A 16,370-nucleotide genomic window follows, 5' to 3' on the forward strand; every position below is an offset into this window, starting at 1 on the left:
CTATTCTTATATTGCGTCAATATTGTTCTTTAGAGTGGCAAAATACTGAAATATAACTGAGATTAATAGATAAATTGTGAAGATCAAAGCCTTTTATCTGGTTCTTTTTACTCTGATATGTGCAGTCATGATGGCAGGATGTACCGGTCAGACCGGAGATAAAAACAGTGGAATGGTTTCCAACCATACAGTCAATGGATCAGTTCCTGATGTAAGCAGTTTAACAAGCACCGACGAATCAGCGAAAAAAACACTGGTCCATACGGGGCCCGCTGAAACCGGAGGTACCTATTACAATATCAGGATTGTACCGGCATCAGAACTGGATAAACTTCAGAAAGAGATGGGTCCGGATGAATATCTGATAAAGAACGATAAGGATTACGTTCTTGGAATTGTTTCATCACGTGGTCTGACTCTTCGTGGAGATCTGATGCAGATTGAGAAGGAAACCGGAAGCACTGGCAAAGAGTTTGATAAAGAGGATGTAGTGCTTCATCTGCTAGATATCACTTTCGGTCTTGACAATTCAAAAATTAAACTCTTTAAATCAGATAAAAAGTATCAGTTCTGGCTTGATGGTTATTATACAGACTCAGAAATTGCGTATGTGAAAAACCTCTCAACCATGTTCAACTCTCTCTCAGGTACAACTGAATTTGAGGATGAAGATGTTATACTTGGTTTCCTTCAGTCAAATTATGAAGTAATTCCATATAATTATTACAATATTAAAATCTTCACCGAAAAAATGCTCCAGCAGTACTATGATGACAAGAAGAAAGACAGTGATCACCTGATAAAAAATAAAAACGGGGTACTTATCGGGATCGTGAATGACGATTATATTTACCTGGTCAATACCCTGAGCGAAGAGGATCAGAGGTACTACATTCTGAAAGGGTTGCTGTATAGCATGGGGCTTCATGGCGTTTCATACAAAAATAAAGAAAGTATCTTTTACAGAAATGAGGGAATGAATCGTGAACTCAGTGACCTTGACAAGGAAGCTATTAAAATCCTGTATGGTGGGGGTCTTAAGACCGGTGACACACTTGAGGCTGCAAGAAAGACATTTGGGCTTTCAACCTGATCACCTGAAGGCAGCAGTTATCTGCTGGGTAAAATCCCTTTTTTCAATGATATTGTAATCCGAACCTTGGTCCCCTATACCCCTCTTGTCTCTCCATAGTTTCATGAGATAACGATTATGGCGATTACAGTCAGAAGAAAATTATCTTCCTCTCTTCGATTGCCATGCCGGAAGGAAGGTAAATTAGAGGAAAAATGAGGGACTCAGATTATTGCCTTTCACGGGTTACAAATCGTAAGCAAAGGATAATTCAAGGAATAGATGCTTCGAACCGTGCAATCCAGGTCATCAGGGTTATCAGTCTTGCCATCAGGAATGCAAAGAATCAACCCGTTTTAAACCTGGATGACTTAATGCAAAATGAGCATATACCGTTCACATATAGATCCACAATTATTGGTTCTCATAAAAGTCCAACCGGAAAAATAACTATCCCTGGTCTTTTCCGGCTCCTTGAGATCATTTCAGATCAGGTGCGGATCATAACGCATTCGGTTGATTCAGACCTGTATGAATCCATGCCTGGTTTACATGAGAAGATCTCCCGATTATATTCATTTCAGGTCACGCTGAAAAATCTTGATTTTATCTTTGATGAAGAAAGAATCGTGTGCTTTTTGGGTGATGATTACTCAGATGCCGATTCTCTTCTCGGGCAGATTAATTCCTGTAAATCCTCTTTCGAGACGATGCGAGACTGGTTTACTCCATGTTTAGAGTATGGTGCACTCTGCTACCGGCTTGATTTAGTTGACCGGTTTATTGTCCGGTCCTTTATGCAAGGGGTAAACAAAGTAAAATCTGGTGAAATGTATACAGAATATCCATTTGCCCTGGTTATACGTGATCTTGACAACCTTATCATTGGATACTTCCTTGATGATTCACCGGAAAAAATGTTCAGAATAGAGATCCAGGGGCTTTCAATAACACTCAGTCTGTATAGTCCGGCTTCACCCAATCTTATGCCATCTGCAGGATTTCTTACCCCATTCTCCCTCCTCTGGAGAATGCATCCGAGTGAGTCGTCATCAGGATTTGATTCATCGGCACAAAGTTCACCACTCCTCACCGGTTCATTCCATGCACGTTCGTCTGATGAAGTTATGCAGTTTCTCTCTGATATCGGGTATCAGATAAGCAGATACTTCCCTGATCTTTCTCTGTGCGAAAGAATAGCCGGCTAACATTGAATGGTAGTATTGAATAAGATCTTTTTCTAAAAGGGTCTAGATTTATTCTATTATTTTGCAGCAACCCTGAATGACCCGGCAGGAATGTGAATCTCAAACCTGACACCAACTCCTGGTATTCCAGTCTCCCTGATGGTAATACCGGTAAGAATCAGGATTTCTCTTATGATAAAGAGTCCAAGCCCGGTATTTTTACCAAATCCCTTTTTGAAGATCATATTCTTCTCCTTCTCATCGATACCAACTCCGTCATCGGTATAGTAGAGGATACAGTCTTCTCCTGAATATGTATGAGATAGTGCAATTTTGGTTATTTTCCCTCCATGTCTGAGAGAATTTTCAACAAGGTTGTAGAGGACCTTTTCAAGCATGGGATCGGCATATATCTCCAGTTGTTCCTCAGGAAGAGTAAGGGTGATATCAGTGATCAGGGAACCGATAACTTGTTTTTTCATGAGATAATGGATCGATTGCCACTTAGGATGAACTGCTCCAAGATCCTGGTATTCTTTGGTAAATCCTATAAGGTTCTGAATATCTTTTCCTGACTGTGAAATGATTTCAAGGGTCTCGATCACCGTAGTATCTTCAATATCTTCTTTGAGTATCTCACTATATCCTGAAATCAGCATCACCTTATTGAGAATATCATGCCTGGTTATACTGGTAAGAAGATTGATCTGGTTGTTAGCCAGGGCGAGAGCCTGATACGCCTTTTTTATTTCATCGATGTTGTTTATCAAAAGCAATTTTGCCTGTTCGCCACTGATTGTGATAGATTGAGTTGAAAGAATGGTATGGCGTTTACTTCCATCAGGGAGCGGAATCTGGGTCTCCACTTTTTCTCCTGGAGAAAGACTGAGAATGATCCCGGTAATATCCTGATCCTCGTCCTTTGTCTGAAAAAAATTCGCATCCTGAAGAAGTGTCCCGATGCAGGTCTTTTTATCAACTGAAAACCACTGTTCACACTGCCTGTTGAGATCAATTATTGTTCCATCAGGTTTGAAGATGAGAAGGGGATCAGGGACTTCCTGAAATATCGTGGTAAATCGCTCTTCATTCTCTTTGATGATCTTATCTGCCTCTTTTCTCCTGGTAATGTCACGGATAATATAGAGGATACTGTCCGGTCTTCCCTCCTCGTCCCTGATGACTTCTGCATGGCTTTCGATGTAGATGATAGTCCCATCCTTTTTCCATGCTTTGTACTCGCTTGGCCCGGTATTCTCTCCTGCCTTGAGTTTTCTGATATCATGTTTTGCCCTGCCTCGGTCTGACGGATGAATCATATCGAGAAAAGGTGTCCCGTATGGATAGTGATCATGTAGTGAGTACCCGAACATCAGAAATGCTGCAGGAGAGAGCATAAAGATCTTTCCAAGCATATCGACCATTGTTATGTTGTCTGGAGATGTCCGGATAATGGATTTGTACAGTTCCTTGTTCTTCAGAGTAGCTGTTTCAAGTTCTTTTTGATGGGTAATATCCGCAAATGCCATAAATACGGCAGAAGTCTCATCGATTGTAATCAGATTGGCAGAGAGAAGTGACCAGAACTCCCTTCCAAGTCGGGTAATAAGCCTGATCTCAAAATCTGTTATCTTTTCATCGTGTAAAAGTGCGGTAATAACTTTTTCCAGTTCTGTAGGTGTACTAAAGAAATCAACAGCATTAAGATGGTTGGTTGTGGCGGTCGGGGTTTCAAAAAGATGAGCTGCACGCTCATTAAACATGAGGATTTTTTTATCTGATATATCTAGTACAATAGCAGGAAATGGAGCGGCATTTAGAACTTTATTATAATACCGTTTTTCTTCATGGTGGGATGCAACTTGTCTGGTGAATACCAGATATGAAAAAAAAATGAGGACTATTCCCGTAAGGTAATATACTAAGTCCATAATTGAATCAGTTTTTCAGATAAGGTTTTTTCGTCTCTACGAAGTATCATCTCTCCTATATCACCTTCAAGACAGCCTCACGATTCTCTATTGATATCAGTTTACTCTAGTCAGGTTGCATCTGATAATAAGATTGGATTGTGAAAAGAGTTTTTTCAGGATATAAGGTTGAATAATGCAACAACATCCTGCAGATTGACCCTTCCATCATTACTGAAATCATAGGATGAGTCTGACATTGTTCCTGACACTATTCCCTGCATGAGTGCAACAACATCTTGCAGGTTTACCAGGCCGTTCTTATCAATATCGTATTTGGTATCGGATATTGAGAGAGTTGATATTTGATCTGACTGACTGGTACTATTCAGGACTGACGAACTGATTGGGTACTGATCTACTCCATTCAGACCCGGGCTATATGAGACATTACAAAATCCGTCTGTATTTGGAGTACAGATATCAGAGTATCCGGGCTGGGTCGGATTTCCCCAGTAGTTACCTCCGATTAGGGTATGGCCGGTGATTCCATTTCCTGTTTCAGGGGTAATATTCCATGTTGTATGAGAACTGTTTCCGGTCATCTCGACATTTCTGGTGTTGTTGAAATAGTTATTCCATATTTTTGTTTCAGTAACTGAGTCTATAATAAGGCCTCTCCCTTTGTTCTCCTGAATACTATTGCCCTGCATCGCCGAATAGTTGCCATAGATAAGTACTCCTCCTGCCCCATTGGCTGATATGGTAGAGTTAATTACAGTTATTCCTTCTGCCAGGGAGGCAATTCCTGCTATATCGTTTGATGAGAGGGTAGTTCCAGAGATAAGAGTATCAGGAGAGTCTTTGAGGTACAACCCGTCAAACTGGTTTTGTCTGGCTAAACTGTTTGTCACCGAGACATTTGTGCAGCCTGAAATAAGAAATCCCGATGGTCCACGCCTGCGAAGGCCTTGCTGATTGTGAGCATCACATTCCTCGAGTAGTAGTTTGTTTGTTTCAGAACAAAAGAAACCGACAAGATTGTTTTGCGCACTACACGATCTGAATGTGATATTCTGGCTGCCTGCAACTGCATACCCGGCGATAAGATTTGTCTCGGTACTACTGTCAGTTACAGTGATATCTCTACTTCCATATCCAATCCTGACCCCAAATGTATTATCTAGTGCTGATATCCGGGAGAGAATGGCCGAATCAGTATTAATCAGGAAGATGCCTGCACCATTTTTACTCAGCACCTGATCAACAACAGTCAGGTTCGTGCAGTTTACCGCATAGATGCACGAAGGATTGTCAGCGGCACTGATACTGGAATCCTTGTTTCCAAGCAGATACCAGATAGGCCTCCCGTCCGCTAGGTTGGTTTTGTCAATATGATGCCAGTACTCTAAAGGGCTGTTTCCGGTGATATCAAGGTTGATTTTATTATTTTTGATGTTATTGCCGCTTGCACTAAAATCTTCAGCATTACTGAGGCTGAGTCCGACCTGGTTTTTTTCTATCAGATTCCCAACTAATATCCCACTTTTTGCTGATGATATCTCGATACCGGTGAGTGTATTCTCGCGAACCTGCGAACCTGATATCTGTGGACCGGTGCATCCTTCAGTTAGTGAGATACCATTAGCATCGTTTCCTGAGATGATCGAATCACGAATGATAAGCCCTGATGAGTTGCCCTGTGTTGAGACTCCTGACCCTGCACTGGAAGTGATTGTCGATGTATCGAGAGTGACTGTGGATGACCTTGTAACTTTCACACCATCTCCTACTCCTCCACTTCCACTTCCTGTTACCTGAACAGACGTAATCGTTACAGCATCAGAATTAGTGATACTCATCCCGTCTCCACCGGTTTCATCACCCTTAACCTGGGTTGATACAATTTCAGATCCGTTGATGATAACTGAAGAGGCATTGATAAGGGCAATTCCTGAAATCTGGTTTACACTCAGTGAACAGTTCTGGATCGCTGCCACCTCGGTTTTATCCATTTTTATCCCTGTGTGAAAACCGGAAATTTTTACTGATGATATACTTACATTTTTCAAAGTCGAATCCTTGCCCTCAACTTTGATACCAACTGTCTGATTTTGATCTGATACATTCGCCTCCAGTTTGTGACCCATCCCATCTATGAACACATTCCCTGAAAGGATAGTGATTGCATCTGTTCCATTCATCATTTCAGCGTCTGAAGAAAGAACATACGTGCCCGGGGTTGTGATTGTCACAGGAGGTGAGAGAATAATTTTTCCCTGGTATGATTCATTCAGGGCATCTTCACCAAATACTGCCGGAATGCCTGTTGATATTACAAGAATATAAAAAAAACAACCGGTAATGAATATTATTGGGTGTGATGACATAGGATCAGGCTGTATTTATGTTTGGTTTCTGTTTATCATGAATCTGTGGGACCCCAGGGCAGTGTTGACAGATTATTTTGACTGTTTCATATCGAATGTTCCATAACCATAGATCTCATTTAACAGGTTTTTTCCACCGCGGTCTTTACCTCTATTATGATATTCGGTCGCTTTGTCAAAATTTTGATATCTTAAATATAAACGTTTTTGCGAACTATTCGGATATTATGGAGAGGTTTTTTTCCTCAATCAAATGTCTTATCCTCATAGCAGTTGAAACTCATTTATGTCGATTATGAAATGGTCTGACGATTTAAGCGTGCATGTTGCTGAGATCGATCAGCAACATCAGCGCCTTATCGATCTGATTAATAAGCTTCATGATGCAATGCTTGCAAAACAGGGAAAGCAGGTTGTATCTGAAATCATTGATGAGCTTGCTGCATATACAGTCTATCATTTTCAGGCTGAAGAGAAGTACATGGAGCAGTTTAAATATACCAAATACGTAGCTCACAAAAAGGAACATGGAGGTTTTGTTCAGGAGGTTGAAAAGTTCCAGAAAGATTTCGATTCAGGAAAACTCGGCCTTTCACTTGAGATTATGACCTTTTTACGTGACTGGGTTACAAAACATATCAAGGGAACTGATAAGCAGTATTCCGCCCTCTTTAAAGAGAACGGCCTATAGGATTTTTCATCATCTTCTGCTCTTTTTATCATCAGGTGTTGTGAAACAAGGAACTTTTTTCTTACAGAGATAAGAGGAAGAAAGACCAACAGGTATGGCATGACCCAGCTTGACCGGTGGTTTCCATATCCGGCATACCGACCAGGACAGGAGGATATGTTGAATGAGGCTGCCGCCTGTGCCCGTTCCGGTGGTGTACTCCTGATAGATGCACCAACCGGTTCAGGTAAGTCGAGCGTTGTTTCTTCACTCCTTGCAGAACGTGGAGATCGGCTGGTTGTTGTCGCCGTTCGCACCATCTCCCAGATGACCACATATATCAGGGAACTGGATTTGATCCGCAGGAAACAGCCAGGGCTTAAATATTCATATCTTGTTGGTAAAGGTTCACTGTGCCCGCTTGGAGGGATCGGTGATGTATACCGAAAGTGTGAGGCCGTCAAGGCCTTCTCGACCTCACTTATCAAAGAGCGGGCAGACCGGGGAGTATTGGATCCATCAAAAGATCCCTATATTCTTCAGCAGATCAAGAAAAACGATCCAGATCACCCCCTTTTATGTCCGTTTTTTATCCGAAGCAAGGCTGCGGTATACTCTGAAAAGAGTGGGAACTATAAGATTATTCCGTCTGAATCATGCCGACGGAAAGCAGAGATCATCTCATCAAAAGGAGTAGATCCCGGAAATGTTGGCGATCTCTGTGAAGGGCTGTGTCCTTACGAAGTGATGGTACAGGCGTCTCAACATGTCGACCTTCTGGTGCTCAATTATCATCATCTCTTTGATGATCAGATTCGTGAGCAGCTCTACCTGAACCTTCAGCGTGAGCCTTCTGAAATGATGCTTCTCATCGACGAGGCCCATAACTGTGGTGACGTCATGCAGGACATCCTGTCTGTGTCTGTCGATCAGCAGGCTTTGGAAGCTGCTGAAAGGGAATTAGGCACACTGAAAAAAGAGATGAAGAATCTCGAAGCTGTTCGTCATTTAATTCCCCAGATCAACAAATTTATCGACGGTCTCAAACGATCGATGGAGACCGAAGACTGGTTTGATCCCACCATTTTCTCCCGGATGGTCCTCAGAGAGTCATTTTATGGCAGCATGGAAGAGGTCGTGGATCAACTCATGGAGGTATCTGAAGTCGTTAAAGAGGACAGCTCCAAGAAAGGTGATTACAAGGCAACTGGTATCGAGCGGCTTTCTATGTTCCTCTCCCGTCTCAATCTTTCACTTCGAAACCCGTCATATCTCACAGTATACCAAAAAGATCAGGATAAGATAATACTCAAGGCCCAGAATATCGATCCTGCTCCTGCCCTCTCTGCCCTTGCCAAGGAACACTCCTGCATGATATTGATCTCAGGAACCCTGACTCCCTTATCAAGTTATCAACAACTCTACTTCCGTACATTGACAGACAACGTTCCTGTGAAAAGGTTTCAACTTCCCAATTCATTTCCAAGGAAAAACCGCCTCGTCCTTGCTTCTAACGATATTACATCTGCCTTCTCAATGAGACAGAACAAAGAACATTCACAGAGACTTATCAAATATATTTTGGCTTTTGCCTCAAGTCCCGGCAATCTTGCCGTTTATTTTCCGTCATACCAGGTGCTGGAAACCATTGTCAGGGATGTAGAAATCCACATTAAAAAAGAGGTGTTCATTGAACCCAAAGAGAGTTCTGAAGCCGGACAACTTCTCTCAAAATTTATGAATCTTCCAAGAACCGGTCGTTCAGGGATTCTCTTTGCAGTCTGTGGCGGTAAATTTTCTGAAGGTCTTGACTACCGCGGTGAGATGCTCACCGGAGCTATGGTGATAGGCCTTCCCCTTGCACCCTGGAACCGGGTCAGGCAGATGATCATGGACTACTATACCCAGCGGTATGGGGAAGAAGGTAAATTTCTTGCATACACTCTTCCCGCCCTCAATAAAGTGCAACAGGCTCTCGGACGTGTGCTGAGGACTCCAGAAGACCGGGGAGTGCTTGTGTTTGGAGAGAAACGATTTCTTGAGGATCAGATTCGTACCCGTCTTCCCGGATGGATTCAGGATGAACTTGTCCCCTGCACATACGAAGAATTCTCAAAACAGATCAGGGGATGGAAGTGAGCGAGGGGTCATGCCGGTTAGGACTCTGGTATGTCAATGTCACCTGGGATGGAAATATTGTCCATCGGATTCGGTTTCAGCGTACCGGAATACCAGGACCTGTACCTGAAGTCATAACCCGCTATCTCACTGGAAAAGTAACCTGTCTGGATCCACTTGTTTCTCATCTTCCGGATCAGCCAGGAACATATGGTCGAATATACAAGGCGGTACAGGCTATCCCCTATGGGTCTGTACAAACATATGGCGAAATTGCCCTGAAGGCTGATACTAGTCCACGGGCTGTTGGACTTGCCATGAGTAGAAATACAACTCCACTTCTTGTGCCATGTCACCGGGTAGTGGCGTCAAAAGGGCTGGGAGGTTTCACTCCTGATCTCTGGATTAAAGAGGAACTGCTGCGGATTGAGGCAAGTGTATCCAAAAAGATGGTTCAACAGAATTTGAGTTTCAGGGAGCAGGAGTGAATGGAACGGGCATCAAGGACCGCTCTCATTCTGCTTGGAGGGATGGCTACTCGGGCAGGAGGAAGGGCTAAGTATCTCTTTGAGTATGAGGGAGAGACCTTTTTACAAAGGCAGATAAAAACTCTGACTCTTGTAACTGATGAGATCATCCTCAGTTGTCGCGATGAAGAGCAGGCCCGGGAAGTCACTGCAATTTTTCCATATCCCTGTGTAATTGATTCAATTAAGGGGACCGGTCCCGTTGAAGGAATCAGAAGTGCTCTTTCACATGCAAAAGGCGATTTTATCATTATTGTCGCCTGTGACATGCCGTTCATCTCCGCGGCGGTTATTGAGGAACTATTCACCCGGATTGGAAATGCAGATGTTGCAATCCCGGAATGGGAAGCAGGTCATCTTGAACCCCTTCATGCAGTTTACAGACGAGAAGCTCTGATCTGGTTTTTTTCACATTACACAGCCCGGAGAATCAGGGATATAACCGACCAACTCTCGACTCTGGTTATCCCGGTCAATGAAATTCAAAAGATAGATCCTGAACTGAAAACATTCACAAACATCAACTATCTACAGGAATTCAATGCGTTAATTTAATAAAAAAGGGAGATTATCCTGAAGAATTCACTCTTGTGACGATAATTACACCATATCGCTGGAGATCTGGAAGTGACACTGCCGGAACTGAATAACTGGTCAACTCTATCAGGTACTGCCCCTGAACAAAAGCAACCTCTGTTTTACGGACGGTTTCAAACTGGTATCCTTCCTGACCAATAAGAGTTGCAGCCGGGTTTTCTGAAGCAGCCCCCTTCCTAAGCTCAGCGAGTGCAGTCAGGGCTTTATCTGTAGATTCATACTTTTTGATGTTCTGTTGGAGTTTGTATCCTGAAACCGGGTTTACAAAGATAGACTGGTACTGTGAAACAGTATGGATTACATCTCCTGAAACTTTCCAGTCAGCTGGAAGGTCAGAGAGAGTCAGATATACTGCCGGAATAAGTCCGGCCTCCTGTTTCTTCGTGTCAATAAGGCTGGTTATGTTCTGGTACTGTTCAAGTGCATCAGAACTTACCGGAACTTTTAGGATTACACTTGCGTTGACGTTGTTTCCAAGAAGATCAAACTGGTAAGAGCCACTCGATCTCAAAACAGCAGTTTTATTGGACTGGCTGTACGTTTTTCCGTATCCTTCTGTTAATACTTTAGATCCATCCTTGAGATCATACACCCTCATTTCAAACCAGGCATCTTTTGGTGGTCGATTTACTGTAACATTGATCAAGCCCTCTTTATCACCTGTTCTTTTATCATATGAGATAACATGTGTTTCATTTTCAGGCGCAATTTTCAGATCTATATACAGGGGAGGATTCTTTACAGTATAGGTATACGCAATTGCATCATTTGAGAAGGTGTGGTTGATATCATAAATCGTGACAAACTCTGCATTCGGGCCGATGGCAGACCGGTTATTGAGTGCAGAATATGACTGTGTCTCAGAGGGAGTTGGAAGACCCTGGAGGCTTCTTGGGGTAACTTTCACCACAGGAACATCAGGTGGAATGATCTGACTTGAATTAATACCCGGACCATTCTCTCCATTTCCCTGGGATGTTCCTGATCCAGAAACATTTCCCGGTGCTGAAGAGGCATTAGCAGATGCCGGGGTGGATGTTTTGCTCTCTAAACCCGAAGTCAGGTTTCCTGATGATCCAACTGATCCATATGCTGATGCGTTTTTCTCTCCAGATGGGGGTGTAACCTCAACACAGCCACATATCATCACACATATAACTGCAACTGATACTGCAAGAAGGAGAACTCCCGCTCTTGTATATTTCTCTCCCCTTTCCATACCTACTATTGAGTTCGTGAAAAAATATCTACTTACTTATGATCTGAAATGAACAGACACTTTTTCATAAGAGTATTTAATTAGATATCAAGCATAATGTGGAGTATCTGATGAAACTTCTGAACCTCAGACTGTGGGGTCCTTTTTACGTCATAGGTCTTTTAATAATCCTGCTGATGATGTGGTTGATCGAAGCGATACGTCCAAAGGGAATAGCACTTTGGGTAGGCAGCCTGTTAATCCTAATCGGAGTTGTTTTCAATTTTTATATGATGTACGGCGAGATCAAAGCTCATAATGAGAAACAGGACAAAAACAGGGAGTTATCTGGTCTTGAACCACTCCCGAAGAAACGAAGCATATTTAGAAGAGGATGATTGTTTTATTGTTCAACTTTCTGAAATACCTTTAGCATTGGTTTATACGGTTTGAAGAGGTGCTCCACATCTTTTGCCATGTACTCTGACATTCCCATGATGTAAAAACCGTCTTTTCCAAGGCTCTCATGCACGAGTTTTACAAGGTCCTTCTTCTGTTGCTCATTGAAGTAAATGGTCACATTTCTGCATGAGACCATATCCATCATTCTGGATACCGGACCAGCTGTCATCAGATCATGTGCCTGGAACCTGACCACCTGTTTAATATGATCCTTTACATAGTATTTGCCATCCTCTTTTTTATCAAAATGTTTGGCTATCTGCGTCTCGGTCATGTTTTCCAGAGCATTCTTTTCGTATGCACCAAGTCTGGCCCTCTTGAGCATCTCTTCATCAATGTCAGATGCAATAATTGAGCCATTAAATGCTGGTCCGGTCTTTCCAAGCTCATATAGAATGATGGCATACGTGTATGGTTCTTCTCCTGAAGAGCATCCAGCACTCCAGATTTTGATACTACGTTTATCTTTCAGGATAGTTGGGAAAATCTCCTTTTTAACCAGATCAAATACCTCAAGATCTCTAAAGAACTTGGTGACATTGATGGTGAGGGCATTTCGGAGTTTCTCCTCTTCCTCAGGGTGAGTGCGAAGATACTGGTGGTACTCAGCAAAATCCTTAGATCGTGTTGAGTTCATTCGTGAAAGCAGTCTTCGCTTAATATAATCCTGCTTGTAATTTGTCAGCTGAATCTTCAGGCGCTTTTGGACATCCAGAATCAGTTCAGGGAGACCTTTTTCACTTACTTGCGGTACTGATATCTGGGGAAAAACCGGGGTTGGGAGTTTTTTTTCCATAATTGTGCCTGATTAATATGAACGGGACTAATAACAATTCAGGAATATCCCTGAATATCGCGTAGTATTTTCTGGATGTCAAGCCAGATAATGAGCGTCGTTTCCTGGCTGGTTTCACTGCGTTTCTCTAGAACATCATTGTGCGTTATTTTTATGATTCCTTTTATATGGGTCTTAATCTGAGTTGTTATGTCATCACCCAGCATTGAGACATGTCGTCCCATGATCTCAGTGACGCTCTGGACATTATCCACAATGATGCCAACATGTTCTCCTCCTGTGACATCTGACGGAATAATGATTATCTTTTGTCCGGATCGATCACTTCGTGAACGTTGCCCGAGTAATATTGCCAGATCAATAACGTGGGTTACTTCTCCTCTCAGATTTATAATCCCTATTACGTATGGGGGGGTTCGTGGTAGTGGAGTGATTGGCTGAATCTCCACCACTTCTCTGACCATTGTGATATCTATTGCATATTTCTCTTCGTTTAGTTCAAATTCTACGATATCTATCTGTTCGCCTGAATCAAGCTGATTTGATGAAGAACTTATCCCCTGTTCTTCTTTGATTATTTTTATCTGTCCCTCAAGAGCCTGAATTTTCTTCTCTAATGCGTTGATACGTATGATCTCATTTGAGACATCCAGGTACCAAAAAGTCTGGTTAACCTCTTCTCCATTTTGATCCCAGGCTGTTTCCCTGAACCAGAATTCACCAGAGGGAAATGTGGCGTGAACTATACCTGGAGGTTCGAAAATCATGAGTTTCTGACGCATCTGTCCAATGAATAAATCAGAACCTGCTCCGGCCATCCTGGTGAATGCATCATTGACATTGATAATTGAGCCAGACAAGTCTGTTTGCAGTACCGGAATTGGGATATCATTAGCACCCGGCGTGCTCCTGACTGAACCGGATTGTGTGACTATTCCCACGTCTGAACTGGAAATAACAGATGATACACAAGCACCCGCTGGTGGAATTGCCTGAATCTGATTAGATGCAGACTTCTCTTCAGTCTTGGTTATCGGTTGCAGGATCAGGATGACTGAAACTCCACTTCCAGATGAACCAACCGGGACTACCATCCCAGAATTCTCCTGAACTCCCCAAGTGGTTTCAAGTCTGATGACTTCAGGGAGAAACTGAACTTCTTTGGCATCCTTAAGGAGAACTGAATCCGGAACGGTGATTCCGATATCTCTGGCATCAGTCCCGGTTAGATCAGCCGGACTGATACCTGTCAGTTCAGTAAATCCTTCATTGGCATAGATCACCCGTGCATGTTCATCCAGGAGTGCTGCTGCAGCTGGGTTGAGATCCAGGAGCATCTTCAGCATCAGGTCTCCACCTTGTGTGTGTGCTTTTACAGCCCCATCAGGTTCCTGTTCCTGATCTGCAGTAATTGGGACACCTGCAAGCAGAAGCAGAGGTTCATCCTCTGATATTCCTACCGGAGTGATCCCGAAGAATACTGACTCTTCAGTTCCATCCGGGTGGATTACCTGTGCTTCTATCTGGGATGGTTCTGGAGCCTGAAGAACTTCTGCGATGATCTCTATATCCTGGTTCCTTATGCCACAACTACCAATGTCGCGGAGGAAAACATTTTCTTTTGTTCTGCCGACAAGAGAGCAGAAGGCCTGATTACATGCCGTTATCGTGCGATACTGATCGACTACAACTGCCGGGAGAGGGAAATGTTCGAATGCCAGCAAGGCATGATTCAGGGAATCGTTTCTGACTGGAAGAGGATCTGGTTCTTCGGTTAACTCTCCGTTCTGTGCCTGGGTTGGTTGCCCTTTCTCAATCTTTGATCCAATTTCTGTCGGGTCCGGGTTTCGTGTGGTTTTTATGAGGATAACAAGAGATATTGCCTCATGATCAAACGGAACCACGGGAGGAGTCAGTGTGACAATTGAATATGCCTCTCCGTCAGGACCGGTTATGATAGGATCATCTGGGAAATATGTACTTAATGGTGGGTGTTGGGTGGTGATACTGCTTCGGGCAATTGAGAAAAGGGTGCAGAATGAATTATTAGCATCATACAGACTATTTTCAGAGCCGGTGAGCACCATTGGGATATCATGGTATTGAAAGATTTCAAGCGCCCTGTCAAACTCGGTATGAGAAGTAATCAAATCATTCAGATATGATTCACGTTCTGAAGAGAGCTGGACATTCTCAGATTGCAGGCCTGCAATCTGTTCACTCTTCTGCTGAAGGTTGGATTGTAGTTCTGCATTTTCCAAGTTCTGCTGGTTTATTGTCTTTACCAGGGTGATGAGCCGTGTGATGACCGGTTTGAAGACCTCTGGAATATCATCAGGTTCAGACTCCTGAGTTTCATTGATCTTTCGTACTGCCTCTACAACTTCTGAAACCGGTATTGAATCTACCCGGGCCGTTGAAACTCCGGCACCAGTAAACAGGGCACGACGACCCGCCCGGTTCTTTTCCTCTTCCTCTGTCATTCCCTCATCACCCCTGATCAAGAGCCTGCGCTATCTGTTCAAAAGCCTTTGCTGCAGGATCCTCAGGATGAGAAAACGCGAGTGGCATTCCCCGTCTGTTTGACAGCCCTACCTGCTGACTTTCGGGAACCTGAATCACTAGGCCCACTTCACGCTTCATCTGATCCTCAAGGATATGCTTTATTTCTTCAGTCTGATCCGATTTTGTCTGTCTTGTAAACCTGGCAGAGATTTTTGAAAAGAATGACTGTTCAGAAACCGGCAGGCTCCACCGGTTTAATACAGCCATTTTTATCTGGATCTTCTTGTTCAGTATCTCTTCAATGTCAGATAGGATAAGCCTGATATTCTCGTATCCATTCAGAGCAAAACTATCCGGAGAAAAGACAATAACAGTCCTATCTGCTGCAATAATACCATTTAATAAAAACTGACCCAGGAATGGAGGTGTATCGATCAGGATATGATCGTACCGGTCTTTAAGAGATGCTACCTCTCTGGCCAGGATCTCATACCGTTCAGGGTTCTGGTAGAGCAGAGATTCTGCACCAACCAGATCCAGGTGAGAAGGAATAAGATCGATGTTTGATATCGTGCGTATGATCAAACTAGCAAGTGAAACCGGGTCGGTGTCAGGACTATTTTGTGACGAGTAGTAGTGATAAATATTGCGAGCCGGCGTATCCGGATGAATCCCAAGCCCGAGGGTAGCATTGGCCTGGGGATCAGTATCAATAACCAGAACCCGGCGACCTGATTTCACCAGAAACCCAGCTACCTGAAGACAGGTAGTGGTTTTTCCAGTTCCTCCTTTATGATGAGCAAAGGCTGTGACAGTTATCAGGATCCCCTCTTATACCGTACATCCTGAGGCATTTATATTTATTATTACCGGACCTGTTGGCCATCTCTTGGATCCTCGGGAATGCCAATGTGAGATTGTGATCAGCCCTCTATTTT

General features: G+C 43.2%; 13 protein-coding genes. 7 read left to right on the forward strand and 6 right to left on the reverse strand.

What is annotated here, in order from left to right:
• Positions 1-76 precede the first annotated feature (76 nt).
• A complete protein-coding gene (locus DK846_RS01695; protein WP_109967185.1) occupies positions 77-1,093 on the forward strand; it encodes a hypothetical protein in 1,017 nt (338 codons plus the stop codon).
• Between the two features lie 194 nt (positions 1,094-1,287).
• Positions 1,288-2,280 (forward strand): hypothetical protein, encoded by a 993-nt coding sequence (locus tag DK846_RS01700; protein ID WP_109967186.1) that lies wholly within the window; start codon positions 1,288-1,290, stop codon positions 2,278-2,280.
• 56 nt (positions 2,281-2,336) lie between these two features.
• On the opposite strand, the gene DK846_RS01705 is transcribed toward DK846_RS01700, so the two are convergent.
• Positions 2,337-4,190 carry a PAS domain S-box protein gene (locus tag DK846_RS01705; protein ID WP_109967187.1) on the reverse strand — a complete coding sequence of 618 codons (1,854 nt, stop codon included), beginning with the start codon at positions 4,188-4,190 and terminating at the stop codon, positions 2,337-2,339.
• A gap of 155 nt (positions 4,191-4,345) precedes the next feature.
• Positions 4,346-6,559, reverse strand: coding sequence for a NosD domain-containing protein (locus tag DK846_RS01710; protein ID WP_109967188.1), 2,214 nt, complete (start codon positions 6,557-6,559; stop codon positions 4,346-4,348).
• A 295-nt stretch (positions 6,560-6,854) separates the two neighbouring features.
• Here DK846_RS01710 and DK846_RS01715 point away from each other — a divergent pair, with 295 nt between their 5' ends.
• The 4 genes from DK846_RS01715 to mobA all read left to right on the forward strand — a co-directional run bounded on the left by DK846_RS01715 (position 6,855) and on the right by mobA (position 10,429).
• Complete coding sequence (locus DK846_RS01715) at positions 6,855-7,250, forward strand: bacteriohemerythrin (RefSeq protein WP_245926428.1); 396 nt, start codon at positions 6,855-6,857, stop codon at positions 7,248-7,250.
• A 99-nt stretch (positions 7,251-7,349) separates the two neighbouring features.
• Positions 7,350-9,368 carry an ATP-dependent DNA helicase gene (locus DK846_RS01720; RefSeq protein WP_181391569.1) on the forward strand — a complete coding sequence of 673 codons (2,019 nt, stop codon included), beginning with the start codon at positions 7,350-7,352 and terminating at the stop codon, positions 9,366-9,368.
• Entirely contained in the window at positions 9,359-9,835 is a 477-nt protein-coding gene (locus DK846_RS01725) for a methylated-DNA--[protein]-cysteine S-methyltransferase (protein WP_109967190.1), read from the forward strand. Before DK846_RS01720 ends, DK846_RS01725 begins: the two co-directional genes overlap by 10 nt.
• Entirely contained in the window at positions 9,836-10,429 is a 594-nt protein-coding gene (gene mobA / locus DK846_RS01730; RefSeq protein WP_109967191.1) for a molybdenum cofactor guanylyltransferase, read from the forward strand.
• Between the two features lie 13 nt (positions 10,430-10,442).
• Here mobA and DK846_RS01735 read toward each other — a convergent pair whose 3' ends face one another.
• On the reverse strand, positions 10,443-11,690 hold the full coding sequence (locus DK846_RS01735; protein ID WP_109967192.1) for a hypothetical protein: 1,248 nt from the start codon (positions 11,688-11,690) through the stop codon (positions 10,443-10,445).
• A gap of 110 nt (positions 11,691-11,800) precedes the next feature.
• Here DK846_RS01735 and DK846_RS01740 point away from each other — a divergent pair, with 110 nt between their 5' ends.
• Positions 11,801-12,067 (forward strand): hypothetical protein, encoded by a 267-nt coding sequence (locus DK846_RS01740; protein ID WP_109967193.1) that lies wholly within the window; start codon positions 11,801-11,803, stop codon positions 12,065-12,067.
• 5 nt (positions 12,068-12,072) lie between these two features.
• Here the strand turns inward: DK846_RS01740 and DK846_RS01745 are convergent, their stop codons facing one another.
• Genes DK846_RS01745 through DK846_RS01755 form a run of 3 tightly spaced genes read right to left on the reverse strand, consistent with a single transcriptional unit; the run spans position 12,073 to position 16,257 of the window.
• Entirely contained in the window at positions 12,073-12,927 is an 855-nt protein-coding gene (locus DK846_RS01745) for a CheR family methyltransferase (protein WP_109967194.1), read from the reverse strand.
• 38 nt (positions 12,928-12,965) lie between these two features.
• The gene (locus DK846_RS01750; RefSeq protein WP_146201095.1) at positions 12,966-15,410 is read right to left on the reverse strand and encodes a chemotaxis protein CheW; all 2,445 of its coding nucleotides are present in this window, start codon (positions 15,408-15,410) and stop codon (positions 12,966-12,968) included.
• A gap of 7 nt (positions 15,411-15,417) precedes the next feature.
• Positions 15,418-16,257: a ParA family protein gene (locus DK846_RS01755; protein WP_109967196.1), complete on the reverse strand. Its 840-nt coding sequence runs from the start codon at positions 16,255-16,257 to the stop codon at positions 15,418-15,420.
• Positions 16,258-16,370 lie beyond the last annotated feature (113 nt).

Origin of the sequence: Methanospirillum lacunae, assembly GCF_003173355.1 — an archaeon.
In the GTDB taxonomy this organism is placed as follows: Archaea; Halobacteriota; Methanomicrobia; order Methanomicrobiales; family Methanospirillaceae; genus Methanospirillum; species Methanospirillum lacunae.